The organism is Bradyrhizobium sp. CCBAU 51753, from assembly GCF_015291565.1.
Classification (GTDB): Bacteria; Pseudomonadota; Alphaproteobacteria; order Rhizobiales; family Xanthobacteraceae; genus Bradyrhizobium; species Bradyrhizobium ivorense.
This window is the reverse complement of record NZ_CP030037.1, coordinates 1592124-1608150: the sequence shown is the minus strand read 5'-3', so window position 1 is coordinate 1608150 and position 16027 is coordinate 1592124. Positions and strand designations below refer to the sequence as shown.

The window sequence follows — 16027 nt, the reverse complement described above, 5'->3', positions numbered from 1 at the left end:
CGAACAAAGAGCTACATGAGCAAAGCTTAATGCGGAGCGGCTCACGTCTCTCCGCTTCGTGACCTCCGGCACGGGAACGACCGTGTACGATGCCGCGTCTCCTGCCCCGGCCATGTCCGGGCTTTCATAAGGATAGTGATGTCCGCACGCCGATCGATCGCACTTTTCATTGCCGCATTTGTTTCCACGATCCCGCTGTCGGCCGGCAGCCTCCGCGCCCAGACCACCGTCACCTCGGAACGCCCCGCCAGCTTCACGCTCGATAACGGCCTGCAGGTCGTGGTGATCCCCGATCACCGCACGCCCGTCGTCACCCAGATGATCTGGTACAAGGTCGGCTCCGCCGACGAGACGCCCGGCAAGTCCGGGCTGGCGCATTTCCTCGAGCACCTGATGTTCAAGGGCACCGCCAGGCACCCGGCCGGCGAATTCTCGCAGACCGTGCTGCGGGTCGGCGGCAACGAGAACGCGTTCACCTCGGTCGACTACACCGGCTACTTCCAGCGCGTGCCGCGCGAGCAGCTCGCCACCATGATGGAGTTCGAGGCCGACCGCATGACCGGCCTGATCCTCAAGGACGAGAACGTGCTGCCCGAGCGCGACGTCGTGCTCGAAGAGTTCAACATGCGGGTTGCCAACAATCCGGACGCCCGGCTGACCGAGCAGATCATGGCCGCGCTCTATCTCAACCACCCCTACGGGCGCCCGGTGATTGGCTGGCATCAGGAGATCGAGAAGCTCGACCGCGAGGACGCGCTGGCCTTCTACAAGCGCTTCTACGCCCCGAACAACGCGATCCTGGTGATCGCCGGCGACGTCGAGCTCAAGGATGTCCAGCCGCTGGTGGAGAAGAATTTCGGCCCGATCCCGGCACAGCGCGCGATCCCCGAGAAGCGCGTGCGGCCGCAGGAGCCGACGCCGGCCGCGCCGCGCACCGTGACGCTGTCGGATCCGCGGGTCGAGCAGCCCGGGCTGCGCCGCTATTATCTGGTGCCCTCGGCGACCACGGCGGCGGCCGGCGAGAGCCAGGCGCTCGACGTGCTCGCGCAATTGATGGGCGGCGGCGCCAATTCCTACCTCTACCGCTCGCTGGTGATCGACAAGGGTCTCGCGATCTCGGCCGGCGCCGGCTATCAGGGCACCGCGCTCGATCCGTCGCAATTCTCGATCTCGGTGACGCCGAAGCCCGGCGTCGAGTTCGCGCAGATCGAGGATGCGATCGACAAGGTGATCGCCGACCTCGCGCAGAACACCGCGCGCGCCGAGGACCTCGAACGGGTCAAGACCCAGCTGATTGCGGAAGCGATCTACGCCCAGGACAACCAGGCGACGCTGGCGCGCTGGTATGGCGGCGCGCTGACCACCGGGCTCAGCATCGAGGACATCAGGAGCTGGCCCGATCGCATCCGTGCCGTCACCGCCGAGCAGGTGCGAGCAGCCGCGGCGACCTGGCTGGACAAGAAGCGGTCGGTGACCGGCTATTTGATCAAGGATACTGCGCCGAAACGCGAGGAGAAGCGCTCGTGATTTATTCCCTCACCCGCCGCACTCTCACGCGTCGCACAATGCTGATCGGCGGCGCCTGCGCCGCGATGCTGGCGCTGTCCTCCGCTCCCTCGCAGGCCGCGGCCAAGATCCAGCGGCTGGTGTCGCCCGGCGGCATCGAGGCCTGGTTCGTGCAGGACGCGACCGTGCCATTGATCGCGATGGAATATGCCTTCGGCGGCGGCGCCAGCCAGGATCCGCCCGGCAAGCCCGGCGTCGGCAATCTGGTCGCCGACCTGCTCGACGAAGGCTCCGGCGATCTCGATTCCAAATCCTACCATGAGCGGTTGGAGCGCCGCGCCATCGAGCTCTCGTTCCAGTCGACCCGCGATCAATTCCGCGGCTCGCTGCGCATGCTCAAGGACAACAAGGACGAAGCCTACGACCTGCTGCGGATGGCGCTGACCTCGGCGCGGTTCGAGCCCAAGGACGTCGAGCGCATCCGCGCCCAGGTGATCGCGAATCTGCGCCGCGAATCGACCAATCCGTCGTCGCTGGCCGGCCGCAAGTTCCTCGAGCTCGCGTTCGGCGATCATCCCTATGGCCGCCCGGCGACCGGAACGCTCGACAGCGTGCCGAAGATCGAGATCGCGGACCTCAAGGACTATGCCCGCCGCAATCTCGCCAGGGACACGCTGCGGATCGCTGTTGTCGGCGACGTCGACCCCGACACGCTCGGCAAGCTCCTGGACAAGACTTTTGGCGACCTGCCGGCCAAGGCCGAGCTGACGCCGGTGCCCGATATCGTCGCGGCCAAGCCGCCGCAGCGCGCCTTCATCCCGCTCGACGTGCCGCAGACCGTCGTCACCTTCGGCGGCCCCGGCATTCGCCGGCATGATCCCGACTTCATGGCGGCCTATGTGGTGAACCACATCGTCGGCGGCGGCGGGCTGTCGTCGCGGCTCTACAAGGAAGTGCGCGAGAAGCGCGGGCTCGCCTACTCGATCTATGAGGCGCTGCTCTGGATGGATCACTCCGCGCTGTTCATCGGCAACACCGGCACCCGCGCCGACCGCGCCGGCGAGACCGTCGATGCGATCAACGCGGAAATCCGCCGCATCGCCGACGAAGGCCCGACCCAGAAGGAGCTCGACGAGGCAAAATCGTATCTGAAGGGCTCGCAGATGCTGGCGCTCGATACCTCCTCGAAGCTGGCGCAGGCAATGCTGCAGTACCAGCTTGACAGGCTGCCGATCGACTACATCGAAAAGCGCAACGCCCTCGTCGACGCGGTGACGCTCGACGATGCCAAGCGGGTCGCCAGGAAGCTGTGGGGCGACGGCCTGCTCACCGCCATCGTCGGCCGCACCCCGCAAGCCGCCGCGCAGCCGGTCTCGGCCCCGCCGAAGGCGAACTGAGGCGGGTCGCTGCGCGGCTCGTTTGCTGCGCTTCCTACTGGCGCTTCCGTTGCGGCCACCCCTCTCCCCACCCTCCCCCGCAAGGGGGGAGGAAGCCTGAGAGGCGTGCTCACCTCACATCGTGTTGAAACTCCGATGTCCATTGGGTGGGATCAGTAAGGGACGCACCGGCGGATGGGCTCCCTCCCCCCTTGCGGGGGAGGGTTGGGGAGAGGGGTGGCCGCGCACACCGGCCGCAGACGCGACGTAGCATCAACGCAGCACCCGCCACGCAAACCCGCTACATTGGTCCCGCCGATTCCTCCTCCCTGGTGCTGCCATGCTGCGGGTGTCCCGCGACCTCATGATCGACGAGAACGACATCGAGATCGTCTTTGTGCGCGCCTCGGGTCCGGGCGGGCAGAATGTCAACAAGGTCTCGACCGCGGCGCAGTTGCGCTTCGACACGCGCAAGATCGCGCTGCCGCCGGATGCCGCCGAGCGGCTGGTCCGCCTCGCCGGCAGCCGCATGACCAAGGACGGCGTGATCGTGATCCAGGCGTTTCGCTTCCGCACCCAGGAACGCAACAAGGCGGACGGGATCGAGCGCTTGCTCGAATTGCTGCGAGCCTCGCTGGTGCGGCCGACGCCGCGGCGGCCGACCAAGCCGACCTTCGGCTCCAAGCAGCGCCGCCTCGAGGGCAAGAAGCGCCGCAGCGACATCAAGGCCGGGCGCGGCGCCCGCCGCTTCGACGATTGAATCCGGGAAACGGATGCAGCGCGCGATGCGCTGCATCCGGCTATCGCGATCAGTACTTCTTCATGCCGGGCGCCGACTCGGACCCGGTCGATTTGCGCGTGCTGCCGCCGGCACCGACCGTGCCCTTGGCACCGCTCTTGGCGGCGACGCCGCCCTTGCCGGTCGCCGCGCCGCCCTGCGCGTTGAGTTCCTCGTCGGCGCCGCCCGCCGGCGCGCCCTGTTGCATCGTGCCGCGGCCTTGCATGCCGGCGCCGGTCTGGCTCTGGGTCGACGTGCCCTGTGCCAGCACCGGGCCGGCGAGCAGTGCCGACGCAGCAAACGCGATCGCGAAAGTCTTCGCTAATTTCATCCATTGCTCCTGGATATGATTTGCGCGGGACGGTTCGGGGTTCCCGGCGCCGCCTGCTCCGGACCTGCCCCGTGCGCGGATTGATGATGTCGCAAACGGCGCCTGCGTCATGCAAGCTGCGTCGTGTGGAGATCGTGCAGGGTTTTCGCGGCCATTTCGCGGAATTGCGTTGCACATATGCGGCACGATCGCGCGCATGACCCGCACAGGCGCGAGCAGGTTTTCCGGAAAGCTCACATGCAAACAACGAGATGAGATCACGACGCGATCCTGAGCGATCGCGTCATGATGTCCGGCTGCCATCTTCTTGTCGTCCCATCGACAACGCGGCTTGCGGTTTGTTCTCGTGAAACAGCCGGCTACTACCACCGCCTGATAGCCGCGCCCTACAGTCCATTCACGACGGGGAGCGAGCATGGCGATGCGGCGCGCAGGATGGAGCATCGGGCTGGGATGTTGCAGCGCGATGCTCGCGGTGCACATGACGGCGGCGCAGATGCCCTTGCCCGCCGCCAAGCCGCCCGACGGCGCGACGCTGTTCAAGCAGCAATGCGGAACCTGCCACACCACCAACACATCCGATCCGGTCCGGCAGGGACCGTCGCTCTATCAAATCGCCGGCCGCCACGCCGGCAAGGCCAGCGGCTTCAAATATTCCGCGGGCTTCGCCTCAGCCGATTTCGTCTGGGACGACGCGCATCTCGATGCGTGGCTGGCCGATCCGCAAGCGGTGATCCCCGGCGCCGTGATGGCCTACCGGCAGGGCAAGGCTGAAACCCGCGCCCTGATCATCGCCTATCTGAAGGAGCTGAACTGAATGGCGAAACCCGTGCATTCGATGATCCGCGTGCTCGACGAGGCCAAGGCGCTCGATTTCTATCACCGCGCGTTCGGGCTCGAGATCGCGGACAATCTGCGATTTGGCGATTTCGCGCTGATCTATCTGCGCCATCCGTCCTCGCCGTTCGAGGTCGAGCTGACGGTCAATTTCGATCGCAAGGAGCCCTATGCGCTCGGCGACGGCTACGGCCATCTCGCCGTCGTCGTCGACGATGTCGATGCCGAGCACGCGCGCTTCGATGCGGAGAAGCTGTCGCCCGGACCGCTGCGCGACTTCAAGCATGACGGCAAGACGCTGGCGCGCTTCTTCTTCGTCTCCGATCCCGACGGCTACAAGATCGAGGTGATCCAGCGCGGCGGGCGCTTCGGCTAACAGCATGATCCGGAAAAGTGGGCACCGGTTTTCCGGCAAGATCATGCTCAAACAACAAATTCAATCCAAATAATAATCTACGGAGGAACCCATGAGAGAAATCGATCGACGCAGCAAATATGACCGGCGCGTGTTTCTCAAAGGCGCGGCCGCGACCGCACCGGCGGTCGCGATTGCGACCTCGACCGGGCTCGGCATCAGCGACGCCTGGGCCGATGACGCCAAGACGCTGACGCCGGCGACGATGAAGACGCTGCTCAAGATGGCGCGCGACATCTATCCGCACGATTTCCTCGGCGACAGCTACTACATCACGGCGGTCAAGCCGTGGGACGGCAAGGCGGCGAAGGACCCGGCGGTCAAGGCGTTGCTCAGCGACGGCGTCGCCCGGCTCGACCAGGAGGCCAACGACCGCCACAAGGTGCCCTACGTCCAGGTCGCCTGGGAGAACGACCGCGTCGCGCTGCTGCAGCGGATCGAGCCGAGCGCGTTCTTCCAGCAGGTCCGCGGCGACCTCATCGTCTCGCTCTACAACAACAAGGAGGTCTGGCCGCGGTTCGGCTACGAGGGCTCCTCCGCCGAGCATGGCGGCTACATCAAGCGCGGCTTTGCCGACATCGACTGGCTGTCGAAGGTCTGAAGCGGACAACGTCGGGAGAACACAATGGCAAAATTCGATCTGAATGACAGCGGCGTTGTCGTGATCGTCGGCTCCGGCGCCGGCGGCGGAACGCTCGGCAACGAGCTGGCACAGAAGGGCGTCAAGGTCGTGATCCTGGAAGCCGGCCCGCGCATCGAGAACCAGGATTTCATCAACGACGAATGGGACAGCTTTAGCCAGCTCGCCTGGTCGGACATGCGCACCACCTCGGGAAGCTGGCGCGTCGCCCATGACTTTCCGAGCATTCCGGCCTGGATCGTCAAGGCGGTCGGCGGCTCCACCGTGCACTGGGCCGGCGCCTCGCTGCGCTTCGACGAGCACGAGTTCAAGATCAAGTCGGTCTATGGCGGCATCCCCGGTGCCAATCTGATCGACTGGCCGATCACGCTCGCCGAGATGGAGCCGTGGTACGCCAAGGCCGAGGACAAGATGGGCGTCACCCGCACCAACGGCATCCCGGGGCTGCCCGGCAACAACAACTTCAAGGTCATGGAGGCCGGCGCCAAGAAGCTCGGCTACAAGGAAGTCCACACCGGACGGATGGCGATCAACAGCGAGCCGCGCGATGGCCGCGGCTCCTGCCAGCAGATCGGCTTCTGCTTCCAGGGCTGCAAGTCCGGCGCCAAATGGTCGACGCTCTACAGCGAGATCCCGAAGGGCGAGGCCACCGGCAATCTCGAAGTGCGCCCGGGCAGCATGGTGATCAAGATCGAGCATGATCCATCCGGCAAGGTCACCGGCGTGGTCTATGCCGACGCGACCGGCGCGATGCAGCGCCAGAAGGCCCGCGTGGTCGCGGTCGCCGGCAATTCGATCGAGAGCCCGCGGCTGTTGCTCAACAGCGCCTCCAGCATGTTCCCGGACGGGCTTGCCAACTCGTCCGGCCAGGTCGGCCGCAACTACATGCGGCACATGACCGGCAGCGTGTATGCGACCTTCGAGAAGTCGGTGCACATGTATCGCGGCACCACCATGGCCGGCATCATCCGCGACGAGGCGCGGAACGATCCGAAGCGCGGCTTCGTCGGCGGCTACGAGATGGAGACGCTGTCGCTCGGCCTGCCGTTCATGGCGGCGTTTCTCAATCCCGGCGCCTGGGGCCGCTCATTCACCAGCGCGATGGAAGGCTATCCGCGAATGGCCGGCATGTGGCTGGTCGGCGAGGACATGCCGCAGGAGACCAACCGGATCACGCTCGACCCGAAGATCAAGGACAAGTTCGGCATGGCGGTCGCCAGCGTGCATTTCGACGATCATCCGAACGACGTCGCGATGCGCGATCACGCCTACAAGCAGGGCGCCGCGGTGTACGAGGCGGTCGGCGCCACCGTCACCTATCCGACGCCGCCCTATCCGAGCACGCACAACATGGGCACCAACCGGATGAGCGAGAAGCCGCGCGACGGCGTCTGCAACAAGTTCGGCCAGACCCACGACATCAAGAACCTGTTCATCTCGGACGGCAGCCAGTTCACCTCGGGCGCGGCCTGCAATCCGACCTTGACCATCGTGTCGCTGGCGATCCGCCAGGCCGACCACATCGCCGGCGCGATGCAGAGGAAGGAGATCTGATCTTTCGGTGTGGCAGGGCCGCCGAACCTGGCTCCGTCATTGCGAGGAGCGATAGCGACGAAGCAATCCATCGGTCCGCATAGGCGGTGAGATGGATTGCTTCGCTTCGCTCGCAATGACGGGAATTCCGCTTGAGACAGCTATTCCTTGCGGGATTGACCGATCCTACTCGGCCGCGTCCATGATCGCGGTTGCGTTCACGCGATACTCCGGCACGCTCGCCGGCGCGTTCACCTTGGCGCGATAGATCAAACAGGAGCAGCGCAGCAGCGAGGCGAAATTGTTGACCTCGCCATGATGGTCGAGCACCTCGTTGTGCAGAGTGGTGAGGAACTTGGCCAGGCTCATGCCTTCCTTGGCCGCGATCTCCTCCAGCGTATCCCAGAACGACATTTCCAGCCGGATCGAGGTGCAATGGCCGTCGATCCGCAGCGATCTGGTTTGCGATTCATAGTCGCGTTGCGGCTGATGCGCGAACAAATGGCACATGGGGTTCCTCCGGCGAGAACTTATAATTTTTCTAAACGATATACCGCCGCGTGCAGCCCCACAATAGCACGGCGCCGGTGGCCCACCGCCGAAGCCCCAGCATCTTCAAGGCGATAGGCCCGCAATCCCCAGCCGGGCGCGGACCCACGCCCGAGCCCATGCATTTGCCCGCATGGCCCTCTAGAATGGCGTTCCGTTCCGAATCATCGTTCTGATACCCGCTCCATGCCCGTCCGTCAGCTTCCCGAACAGGTCGTCAACCGCATCGCCGCCGGCGAGGTGGTCGAACGTCCTGCCAGCGTGGTCAAGGAGCTGGTCGAGAACGCGATCGACGCGGGCGCGAGCCGGATCGACATCTTCACCGACGGCGGCGGCCGGCGCCGGATCGGCATCACCGATGACGGCAGCGGCATGACGCGCGCCGACCTCGCGCTCGCGGTCGACCGCCATGCCACCTCGAAACTCGACGACGAGGATCTGCTGCGCATCAGGACGCTCGGTTTCCGTGGCGAGGCGCTGCCCTCGATCGGCGCGGTGGCCAAGCTCGGCATCACCACGCGCCACGCCAGCGAGCCGCATGCCTGGTCGCTGTCGGTCGAAGGCGGCACCAAATCGGACATCATGCCGGCCGCGCTCGGCCAGGGCACCCGCGTCGAGGTCAACGACCTCTTCTACGCCACGCCGGCGCGGCTGAAATTTCTGAAGACCGACCGCACCGAGGCCGAGGCGATCCGCGAGGTGGTGCGGCGGCTGGCGATGGCGCGGCCCGACGTCGCCTTCACCCTGGCCGGCGAGGAGCGCGCGCCGGTGACCTGGGCCGCGGCGCTGCCCGGCGCCGCCGGCCGGCTGACCCGGCTCGGCGATATCCTCGGCGCCGATTTCCGCGGCTCGGCCATCGAGGTGCGTTCGGAGCGCGAAGGCGTCGTCGTCGAGGGCTTTGCCGCCGCGCCGTCGCTGACCCGCGCCAACGCGCTCGGGCAATATCTGTTCGTCAACGGCCGCCCGGTGCGCGACAAGCTGATCCTCGGGGCGGTGCGCGCGGCCTATTCCGACTATCTGCCGCGCGACCGCCATCCGGTGGTGGCGCTGTTCGTGAGCTGCGATCCGCAGGAGGTCGACGCCAATGTGCATCCGGCCAAGACCGAGGTGCGCTTCCGCAACGCCGGCCTGGTGCGCGCGCTGATCGTGCATGCGTTGAAGGAGGGCCTCGCGCGCGAAGGCCGGCGCACCGCGGCCAACACCGCCGACGGCGCGACGCTGTCGGCCTTCCGCCCTGCCTTCACGCCGCCGCCGCGCCCGGGCAATTGGGACTGGCCCAGCTCGCCGACCTTCCCGGTCAATCCGGCGCGCGCGTTCGACGGTGCGGCGGCCACCGCATTCGCCGAGCCCGGCCAGGCCGCGTTCGATGTCGGCACGCCGACCGCCGACGTGCGCTTCGAGGCGGCGCCTCACCCCGACCTGCTCGACCGTCCGCTCGGCGCCGCGCGCACGCAGATTCACGAGACCTACATCGTCGCGCAGACCCGCGACGGGCTGATCGTGGTGGACCAGCACGCCGCGCATGAGCGCATCGTCTACGAGAAGCTGAAGGCCTCGCTGGCGAAGAACGGCGTGCAGCGGCAGATCCTCTTGATCCCCGAGATCGTCGAACTCGACGAAGCCACCGTGGAAAAACTGCACGATCGCGCCGAGGAGCTGGCGTCGTTCGGGCTCGCGATCGATTCCTTCGGCCCCGGCGCGATCGCGGTGCGCGAGACGCCGTCGCTGCTCGGCAAGGCCAATGCCGCCGGCCTGCTGCGCGACCTCGCCGAGCACATGGAAGAGTGGGACGAGGCGCTGCCGCTGGAGCGCCGCCTGATGCACGTCGCCGCCACCATGGCCTGCCACGGCTCGGTCCGCGCCGGCCGCCGCCTCAAGCCGGAAGAGATGAACGCGCTGCTGCGCGAGATGGAAGACACCCCGAACTCCGGCCAGTGCAACCACGGCCGCCCGACCTATGTCGAGTTGAAGCTCAGCGATATCGAGAAGCTGTTCGGGCGAAGGTAGCTCCACAAATACAGGCGTCATCGCCCGGCTCGACCGGGCGATCCAGTACGCCACGGCTTCTTGGCTCAATGACTACTGCCTCTGGAATACTGGATCACCCGCCTGCGCGGGTGATGACAGCGAATAAGCTGTTTGGCACTTGAATCAGACCAACCCGTCATCCTGAGGTGCGAGCCTCTTCGGCGAGCCTCGAAGGATGCACGGCCCGGCTGGTGGCCGTCGATCCTTCGAGGCTCGCAAGAGCTCGCACCTCAGGATGACGGGACTTATCGCAGCGCGCGTATGCACATCCACCCGTCATCGCCCGGCTCGACCGGGCGAGCGGCGACGTCACGCGCTCCGCAGAAACACGAACTCGGTGTCGTCATAGGCGCGGCGCTCGAGCTCCTCGAAACCTTCGGGCGGCGCGAACGCGGCGGCCTTCGCCTCCTCCACCACCAGCAATGCGCCCGGCGTCAGCCAGCCGCCGTCGCGCAGCGAGGCGAGGGCCTTGTCCGCGAGACCCTTGCCATAGGGCGGATCGAGAAACACCAGCGCGAACGGCTCGACCGGATGCGCCGGACCGAGATCGGTGGCATCGCGGCGATAGACTTTTGTCACGCCGCCAAGCCCGAGCGACTCGACATTGTTGCGCAACAATGCCCGCGCCTCGGCGCCATTGTCGACGAACAGCGTGAACTTTGCGCCGCGCGAGACCGCCTCGATGCCGAGCGCGCCGGTGCCGGCAAACAGGTCGAGCACCCGCGCGCCCTCAATCGGATTGTCGTAGGCATGAATCAGGATGTTGAACACGGACTCGCGCAAGCGGTCCGCGGTCGGCCGGATCTCGCGCCCCGACGGCGAGGCGAGATTGCGGCCCTTCAGCCTGCCCCCGACGACACGCATCGATCGTTACTCGTCCCGCGGCTTGAGATCGCGCTTGCCGTGATAGCCGCGCTTGGGGCGGCGCGGCGGGCCGTAGCCGCTGGCTTCGTCCTCGTTGCGCTCGCGCGCCTCCTCGCTGCCGGTGCGCTGCACCAGCACGCGGCGGCCCTTGCGGTCGTTGATGGTTTCGCGCTTGGCCTTGAACGGCTTCTTGCTGGGCGCACCGTCGCCGTCGCCGGCGTCGCGCTGTTCCGGCGGCGCGAAATCGGCGCCGGCGAGCTTGGCGACCTTCTCGCCAAGCTGCTCGCGCAGCACCCGCGTCTTGACCTCCTCGACCTTGCCCTCCTCGAGCTCGCGGAGCTGGAACGGGCCGTAGGAAATCCGGATCAGCCGGTTCACCTCGAGGCCGAGATGCGCCATCACGTTGCGCACCTCGCGGTTCTTGCCCTCGCGGATCGCGAACTCGACCCAGACGTTGGCGCCCTGATCGCGCTCCAAGGTCGCATCGATCGGGCCGTATTTGACGCCGTCGACCTCGACGCCCTTCTTCAATTCGTCGAGCTGCCCCTGCGTCACCTCGCCATGCGCGCGCACGCGGTAGCGACGCAGCCAGCCGGTGTCGGGCAATTCCAAGGTGCGGGCGAGCCCGCCGTCGTTGGTCAGCAGCAGCAGGCCCTCGGTGTTGAAGTCGAGCCGGCCGATCGAGATCAGCCGCGGCAGGCCCTCGGGCAGATTGTCGAACACGGTCGGCCGTCCCTCGGGATCGGCATGCGTCGTCATCAGCCCGCGCGGCTTGTGATAGAGGAACAGCCGGGTCCGCTCGCGCGGCGGCAACGGCGTGCCGTCCACCGCCACCACGTCGTTGGCGGTGACGTCGAGCGCCGGCGAATTGATCACGCGGCCGTTCACGGTGACGCGGCCCTGCGTCACCATCTCCTCGGCATCGCGGCGCGAGGCGAGGCCGGCGCGCGCCAGCACCTTTGCGATGCGCTCGCCGGACTTCTTCGGCGCCGCGGGCTCGGGACGCGTCCGCTTCTCATCGTAGGAGCGCTCGCGATAGGCGCCGCGGCCGCCGAACGCCGGACGCTTGGCGAAGATCTGGCTGTCGTCCTCGTTGTCGCGGCGCGGCCGGTCGGAGAAGCGGCCCTCGCTGCGCGGATGCTCCTGCCAGTCGGTGCGTCCCTCGGGACGCTCGCGGCGGCGGTTGTCGCGGCGGTCGCCGTCCTCGTGCTTCTCCCAGCGCGGCCGGCTGAATTTCGGCCGCTCGCGGAACGGACGATCGCCCTGCTCGCGATCCTCGCGCGGCCGGGAGAAGCGCGGACGGTCGCCGCCCTCGCGGTCGTCGCGCGGCTTGTAGTCGTCGCGCGACTTGTAGTCGTCGCGCGGCGTGCGCTCGCGCTTCTGCCACGGCTTTTCGTCGCCGCGGTCGCGGCCGCCGAAATCCCGATCGGGGCCGCGATCGTCGCGCTTGAAACGCGGACGATCGCCGAAATCGCGTCGCGGTGCGTCGCCATCCTCGCGGCGGCGGAACGAACGGCCCTCGCTTTTGTCGCGGAACGAGCCCTTGTCGCGATCGCCGCGGGAAAACTTGCGGTCGTCGAATTTGCGCTCGGCGCGTTCGCCGCGCGGCTTGAAGGTGCGCTTCTCGCCGTCGCGCTCGCCGCGTGGCGTGTAGGGACGCTTCTCGCGATCGCCATAGGAGCGCTTTTCGCCGAACTTGCGGTCCGAGAACCGTCCCGCCGGACGCGCATCGCCGCGCTCGCCGCGCGGAGCCCGGTCGCCCTTGTCGAAATCGCGCCGCTCGCCGCGCGGCTTGAACGGGCGCTTGTCGCCGCCCTCGCGGTCATCGCGCTTGAAGCGCGGCCGGTCGCCATAGTCGCGGCGCGGGCTATCGCCATCCTCGCGGCGGCGGAACGCGCGGCCTTCGCTTTTGCCACCGAATGAGCGCTTGTCGCGATCGCCCTTGTCGCGATCCTTGCCACCGAAGCTGCGCTTGCCGAACGGCTTGTCCCCGCGCGCGCCACCAGGGCGGCCCTTGCCGGGGCCACCCCGGTCACCCCGGCCGCGCCGGGAATCGTTGTTTTTGTCGCTGTCGCGGGGCATGAATATTTCTCGCCTGGGCGTTCAATTGAGGGTGCAGGGCAACCGGGGATCCGCGCGCCATGCGAGGCGCGCTGGCACAAAACCGGCATCCACTTGTGCTGAAGGCGACGCTAGTAGCAGGTTTCTTGGGATGATACGAGGCATGTCAGCCCCTTCTTTCATGGATTTGGCGCTGAAAACCGCCGAAAATGCCGGAAAGTCGGGCGAAGTTCCGATCGGATGCGTCATTGTGCGGGGTTACGAGGTGATTGCCACGGCCAGCAACCGCACCCTGACCGACCGCGACCCGACCGCACATGCGGAAATCCTCGCGATCCGGCAGGCCGCGGACGCCATCGGCACCGAACGGCTGGTCGACTGCGACCTCTATGTCACGCTCGAGCCTTGCACCATGTGCGCCGGCGCGATCTCCTTCGCCCGCATCCGCCGGCTCTATTACGGCGCCGCCGACCCCAAGGGCGGCGCGGTGGAATCCGGCGTCCGCTTCTTCGCACAGCCGACCTGCCACCACGTGCCGGAGATCTATGGCGCTGTGGGCGAGACCGAGGCGGCGCGGCTCTTGCGCGAATTTTTTCGGGAGCGGCGGTGAGGCCGTAGCCCGGATGAGCGAAGCGATATCCGGGGAAGCCTCGCAGCGGAATAAGTCTATCCCCGTCATCCTGAGGTGGCCGCTTCTTCAGCGGCCCTCGAAGGGTCGACGGCCACCAGCCGGGCCGATTCATCCTTCGAGGCTCGCCGAAGAGGCTCGCACCTCAGGATGACGGTGCGAGAGCCGAGTCACCCCGCCAGGAAAAACTCCCGCAGCAATTTCGCGGTGGCATCCGGCGCTTCCTCGGGGAGGAAATGCCCGGAATCCACCGGCGCGCCGCTGACATTGGTGGCCCACTTTTTCCAGGTATCCAGCGGCGTCGTCGCCGCGCTGGCGACGCCGGCGTCGCCCCACAGTGCGAGCATCGGGATCGTGATCTTGTTGCCGGCGTCGACGTCGGCCTTGTCGATCTCGTAGTCGGCATAGGCGCCGGCGCGGTAGTCCTCGCACATCGCGTGGATGCGGGCGGGATCGCGGAACGGCGCGAGGTAATGTTCCAGCGCGCGCGGATCGATGGCGTCGAGCGTCCCGCTCTTGGTCTGGCTTGCCATCTTCTCTCTTAGGAAGAATTCGCCCTGCCCGGAGATCAGCGTCTCCGGCAGCGGCGCGGGCTGCGCCAAAAACGCCCAGTGATAGATTTTCAGCGCCGACAGCCGGTTCAGCTTCTGCCAGTAGTCATAGGTCGGCGCGATATCGAGCACCGCGAGCTTCGACAGCCGGCCGGGATGATCGAGCGCGAGCCGGTACGAGACGCGGCCGCCGCGGTCGTGGCCGGCGAGCGCGAAATGCACATGGCCGAGCTGCTCCATCGCCTCGACCATGGTCTTCGCCCAGGCGCGCTTGGTGTAGGGCGTGTGGTTGGCATCGCTGCGCGGCATGTCGGACCAGCCGTAGCCGGGCAGGTCGGCAATGATCAGCGTGAACTTGTCGTCGAGCTTCGGCGCCACCGTGTGCCACATCACATGCGTCGACGAAAAACCGTGCAGCAGCAATAGCGGCGGGCCCTTGCCGCCGACGCGGGCGAAGATGCGGCCCTGCGAGGTGTTGATCCATTCCGACGCATACCCGGGAAAAAGATCGGCAAGATCAGGCATCGAAGGCTCCTTCCCGGCGCGCGCCCTGCTTCAAACTTTGTTCGGCGTTGCCGCTGGCACAGGCGAGGTTTATGCCATCCTCAAGTGCCGCCAACAACAACATGAAACGAGGAAGTGCCATGTCGATCGATTTCGAGATTCCGGCCGAGGCCAAGGCGATCCGCGAAAAAGTCCGCAAATTCGTCCACGACGAGTGCATTCCCGCCGAGAAGGAACTGGATACCAAGCCGCTCCCCGAGGTGCTCGGCCCCTTGCGGAAGAAGGCCCGCGCGCAGGGCCTGTGGTGCCCGTTCGTGCCGAAGGAATATGGCGGCATGGGGCTTGGTCCGCTCGCCAACGCGCTGGTGCAGATGGAGCTCGGCGAGAGCATGCTCGGCGCGCTGGCGCTGAACACGCAGGGGCCGGATGACGCCTCGATGATGACGATCCTCGCGCACGGCACCGAGTACCAGAAGGAGAAGTTCCTTAAACCCCTGCTCAACGGCGAGAAGCGGATCTGCTTCTCGATGACCGAAAAGGCCGCCGGCGCCGACGCCACCGGCATGCAAACCACGGCGGTGAAGGACGGCAACGAGAACTACATCCTCAACGGCGAAAAATGGTTCTCGTCGTCGGCGAGCGTCGCCGATCTCGCGCTGGTGATGGCCAAGACCGATCCGAACGCGCCGCGCCACAAGCAATATTCGACCTTCATCGTCGAGCTGCCGAACCCCGGCTACAAGATCAAGCGCAACGTCGCCAACATGGCGATCGAGGGCCCGCATGACGACGTGATCCATGGCGGCCACTCCGAAATCGAGATCAGGGATCTGAAGGTGCCGGCCGACAATCTGCTCGGCGGCGAGGGCAACGGCTTCAACATGGGCCAGCACCGCCTTGCCTACGGCCGGCTGCGCCACGGCATGCACAACGTCGCCAAGGCGCAGCGCGCGCTCGATATGGCGGTCGCCCACGTGACAAAACGCTCGACCTTCGGCCAGCTCTTGGCCGACCGCCAGGCGGTGCAGTTCATGCTCGCCGACTGCGCCAGCGAGCTCTATATCGGCCGCCTGATGCTGCTGCACATCGCCTACAAGGCCGAGAAGGGCCTCGACATCCGGCAGGAGAACTCGATCGCAAAGATCTTCCACGCCCACATGGTGCACAAGGTGATCGACACCGCGATCCAGCTGCACGGCGCGCTCGGCTTCAGCCAGGATACGCCGCTGGCAAAATGGTACACCCAGGTGCGCTCGCAGCGGCTGGTCGACGGCCCCGACGAGGTGCACAAATGGAAGATCGGCAAGAACGTCATCAAGGCGTTCCGCGAGCACGGCACCACGGCGAGCGCGGCGGGCGGGGATTTGCTGTAGCCCCTCTCCGTCATTCCGGACGACGCGCATCGCGCGTCGATCCGGAATCTCGA

16 protein-coding genes are annotated in these 16027 nt (G+C 66.6%); 10 read left to right on the top strand and 6 right to left on the bottom strand.

Features of this window, described 5'->3' with window-relative positions:
* Positions 1-138: 138 nt before the first annotated feature.
* The 3 genes from XH93_RS07380 (at position 139) to arfB (ending at position 3642) form a co-directional block, all read left to right on the top strand.
* The gene (locus XH93_RS07380) at positions 139-1527 is read left to right on the top strand and encodes a pitrilysin family protein (RefSeq protein ID WP_139480958.1); all 1389 of its coding nucleotides are present in this window, start codon (positions 139-141) and stop codon (positions 1525-1527) included.
* A 38-nt stretch (positions 1528-1565) separates the two neighbouring features.
* Complete coding sequence (locus XH93_RS07375) at positions 1566-2903, top strand: pitrilysin family protein (protein ID WP_194475022.1); 1338 nt, start codon at positions 1566-1568, stop codon at positions 2901-2903.
* A gap of 319 nt (positions 2904-3222) precedes the next feature.
* On the top strand, positions 3223-3642 hold the full coding sequence (gene arfB / locus XH93_RS07370) for an alternative ribosome rescue aminoacyl-tRNA hydrolase ArfB (RefSeq protein WP_194473000.1): 420 nt from the start codon (positions 3223-3225) through the stop codon (positions 3640-3642).
* A 49-nt stretch (positions 3643-3691) separates the two neighbouring features.
* Here the strand turns inward: arfB and XH93_RS07365 are convergent, their stop codons facing one another.
* The gene (locus XH93_RS07365; protein WP_194472999.1) at positions 3692-3991 is read right to left on the bottom strand and encodes a hypothetical protein; all 300 of its coding nucleotides are present in this window, start codon (positions 3989-3991) and stop codon (positions 3692-3694) included.
* Positions 3992-4487: 496 nt separating this feature from the next.
* Here XH93_RS07365 and XH93_RS07360 point away from each other — a divergent pair, with 496 nt between their 5' ends.
* The 4 genes from XH93_RS07360 (at position 4488) to XH93_RS07345 (ending at position 7437) form a co-directional block, all read left to right on the top strand.
* The gene (locus tag XH93_RS07360; RefSeq protein ID WP_371815098.1) at positions 4488-4808 is read left to right on the top strand and encodes a cytochrome c family protein; all 321 of its coding nucleotides are present in this window, start codon (positions 4488-4490) and stop codon (positions 4806-4808) included.
* Positions 4809-5204: a VOC family protein gene (locus tag XH93_RS07355; RefSeq protein WP_194472998.1), complete on the top strand. Its 396-nt coding sequence runs from the start codon at positions 4809-4811 to the stop codon at positions 5202-5204.
* A 91-nt stretch (positions 5205-5295) separates the two neighbouring features.
* Positions 5296-5844, top strand: a complete 549-nt coding sequence (locus XH93_RS07350; protein WP_194472997.1) for a gluconate 2-dehydrogenase subunit 3 family protein — start codon at positions 5296-5298, stop codon at positions 5842-5844.
* Positions 5845-5868: 24 nt separating this feature from the next.
* Positions 5869-7437: a GMC family oxidoreductase gene (locus XH93_RS07345; RefSeq protein WP_194472996.1), complete on the top strand. Its 1569-nt coding sequence runs from the start codon at positions 5869-5871 to the stop codon at positions 7435-7437.
* A gap of 165 nt (positions 7438-7602) precedes the next feature.
* On the opposite strand, the gene XH93_RS07340 is transcribed toward XH93_RS07345, so the two are convergent.
* Positions 7603-7926 carry a ribbon-helix-helix domain-containing protein gene (locus tag XH93_RS07340; RefSeq protein ID WP_194472995.1) on the bottom strand — a complete coding sequence of 108 codons (324 nt, stop codon included), beginning with the start codon at positions 7924-7926 and terminating at the stop codon, positions 7603-7605.
* 225 nt (positions 7927-8151) lie between these two features.
* Between XH93_RS07340 and mutL the strand changes: the two genes are divergently transcribed.
* On the top strand, positions 8152-9972 hold the full coding sequence (mutL, locus tag XH93_RS07335; protein WP_194472994.1) for a DNA mismatch repair endonuclease MutL: 1821 nt from the start codon (positions 8152-8154) through the stop codon (positions 9970-9972).
* A 330-nt stretch (positions 9973-10302) separates the two neighbouring features.
* On the opposite strand, the gene rsmD is transcribed toward mutL, so the two are convergent.
* Both rsmD and XH93_RS07325 read right to left on the bottom strand, forming a co-directional pair.
* On the bottom strand, positions 10303-10857 hold the full coding sequence (gene rsmD, locus XH93_RS07330; RefSeq protein ID WP_194472993.1) for a 16S rRNA (guanine(966)-N(2))-methyltransferase RsmD: 555 nt from the start codon (positions 10855-10857) through the stop codon (positions 10303-10305).
* Between the two features lie 6 nt (positions 10858-10863).
* Positions 10864-12939, bottom strand: a complete 2076-nt coding sequence (locus XH93_RS07325; protein WP_194472992.1) for a pseudouridine synthase — start codon at positions 12937-12939, stop codon at positions 10864-10866.
* A 130-nt stretch (positions 12940-13069) separates the two neighbouring features.
* On the opposite strand from XH93_RS07325, the gene XH93_RS07320 reads away from it, so the two are divergent.
* Positions 13070-13528, top strand: coding sequence for a nucleoside deaminase (locus tag XH93_RS07320; protein WP_139480992.1), 459 nt, complete (start codon positions 13070-13072; stop codon positions 13526-13528).
* Positions 13529-13716: 188 nt separating this feature from the next.
* Here the strand turns inward: XH93_RS07320 and XH93_RS07315 are convergent, their stop codons facing one another.
* Positions 13717-14622 (bottom strand): alpha/beta fold hydrolase, encoded by a 906-nt coding sequence (locus XH93_RS07315; protein ID WP_194472991.1) that lies wholly within the window; start codon positions 14620-14622, stop codon positions 13717-13719.
* Positions 14615-14743 carry a hypothetical protein gene (locus XH93_RS42680; protein ID WP_256436597.1) on the bottom strand — a complete coding sequence of 43 codons (129 nt, stop codon included), beginning with the start codon at positions 14741-14743 and terminating at the stop codon, positions 14615-14617. The genes XH93_RS07315 and XH93_RS42680 overlap by 8 nt, the downstream gene beginning before the upstream one ends.
* Here XH93_RS42680 and XH93_RS07310 point away from each other — a divergent pair.
* Entirely contained in the window at positions 14742-15974 is a 1233-nt protein-coding gene (locus XH93_RS07310; protein WP_139480969.1) for an acyl-CoA dehydrogenase family protein, read from the top strand. The two genes, XH93_RS42680 and XH93_RS07310, sit on opposite strands and share 2 nt — an antisense overlap.
* Positions 15975-16027: the final 53 nt, after the last annotated feature.

Excerpts from the sequence above, each read along its gene's own strand:
- arfB (WP_194473000.1), top strand. The coding sequence starts at position 3,223 with ATGCTGCGGGTGTCCCGCGACCTCATGATCGACGAGAACGACATCGAG.
- XH93_RS07315 (WP_194472991.1), bottom strand. The coding sequence starts at position 14,622 with ATGCCTGATCTTGCCGATCTTTTTCCCGGGTATGCGTCGGAATGGATC.
- XH93_RS07380 (WP_139480958.1), top strand. The coding sequence starts at position 139 with ATGTCCGCACGCCGATCGATCGCACTTTTCATTGCCGCATTTGTTTCC.
- XH93_RS07365 (WP_194472999.1), bottom strand. The coding sequence starts at position 3,991 with ATGAAATTAGCGAAGACTTTCGCGATCGCGTTTGCTGCGTCGGCACTG.
- XH93_RS07320 (WP_139480992.1), top strand. The coding sequence starts at position 13,070 with ATGATACGAGGCATGTCAGCCCCTTCTTTCATGGATTTGGCGCTGAAA.
- XH93_RS07360 (WP_371815098.1), top strand. The coding sequence starts at position 4,488 with ATGCCCTTGCCCGCCGCCAAGCCGCCCGACGGCGCGACGCTGTTCAAG.
- XH93_RS07345 (WP_194472996.1), top strand. The coding sequence starts at position 5,869 with ATGGCAAAATTCGATCTGAATGACAGCGGCGTTGTCGTGATCGTCGGC.
- XH93_RS07355 (WP_194472998.1), top strand. The coding sequence starts at position 4,809 with ATGGCGAAACCCGTGCATTCGATGATCCGCGTGCTCGACGAGGCCAAG.
- XH93_RS07350 (WP_194472997.1), top strand. The coding sequence starts at position 5,296 with ATGAGAGAAATCGATCGACGCAGCAAATATGACCGGCGCGTGTTTCTC.
- XH93_RS07325 (WP_194472992.1), bottom strand. The coding sequence starts at position 12,939 with ATGCCCCGCGACAGCGACAAAAACAACGATTCCCGGCGCGGCCGGGGT.
- XH93_RS42680 (WP_256436597.1), bottom strand. The coding sequence starts at position 14,743 with ATGGCACTTCCTCGTTTCATGTTGTTGTTGGCGGCACTTGAGGATGGC.
- XH93_RS07375 (WP_194475022.1), top strand. The coding sequence starts at position 1,566 with ATGCTGATCGGCGGCGCCTGCGCCGCGATGCTGGCGCTGTCCTCCGCT.
- XH93_RS07340 (WP_194472995.1), bottom strand. The coding sequence starts at position 7,926 with ATGTGCCATTTGTTCGCGCATCAGCCGCAACGCGACTATGAATCGCAA.
- mutL (WP_194472994.1), top strand. The coding sequence starts at position 8,152 with ATGCCCGTCCGTCAGCTTCCCGAACAGGTCGTCAACCGCATCGCCGCC.
- rsmD (WP_194472993.1), bottom strand. The coding sequence starts at position 10,857 with ATGCGTGTCGTCGGGGGCAGGCTGAAGGGCCGCAATCTCGCCTCGCCG.
- XH93_RS07310 (WP_139480969.1), top strand. The coding sequence starts at position 14,742 with ATGTCGATCGATTTCGAGATTCCGGCCGAGGCCAAGGCGATCCGCGAA.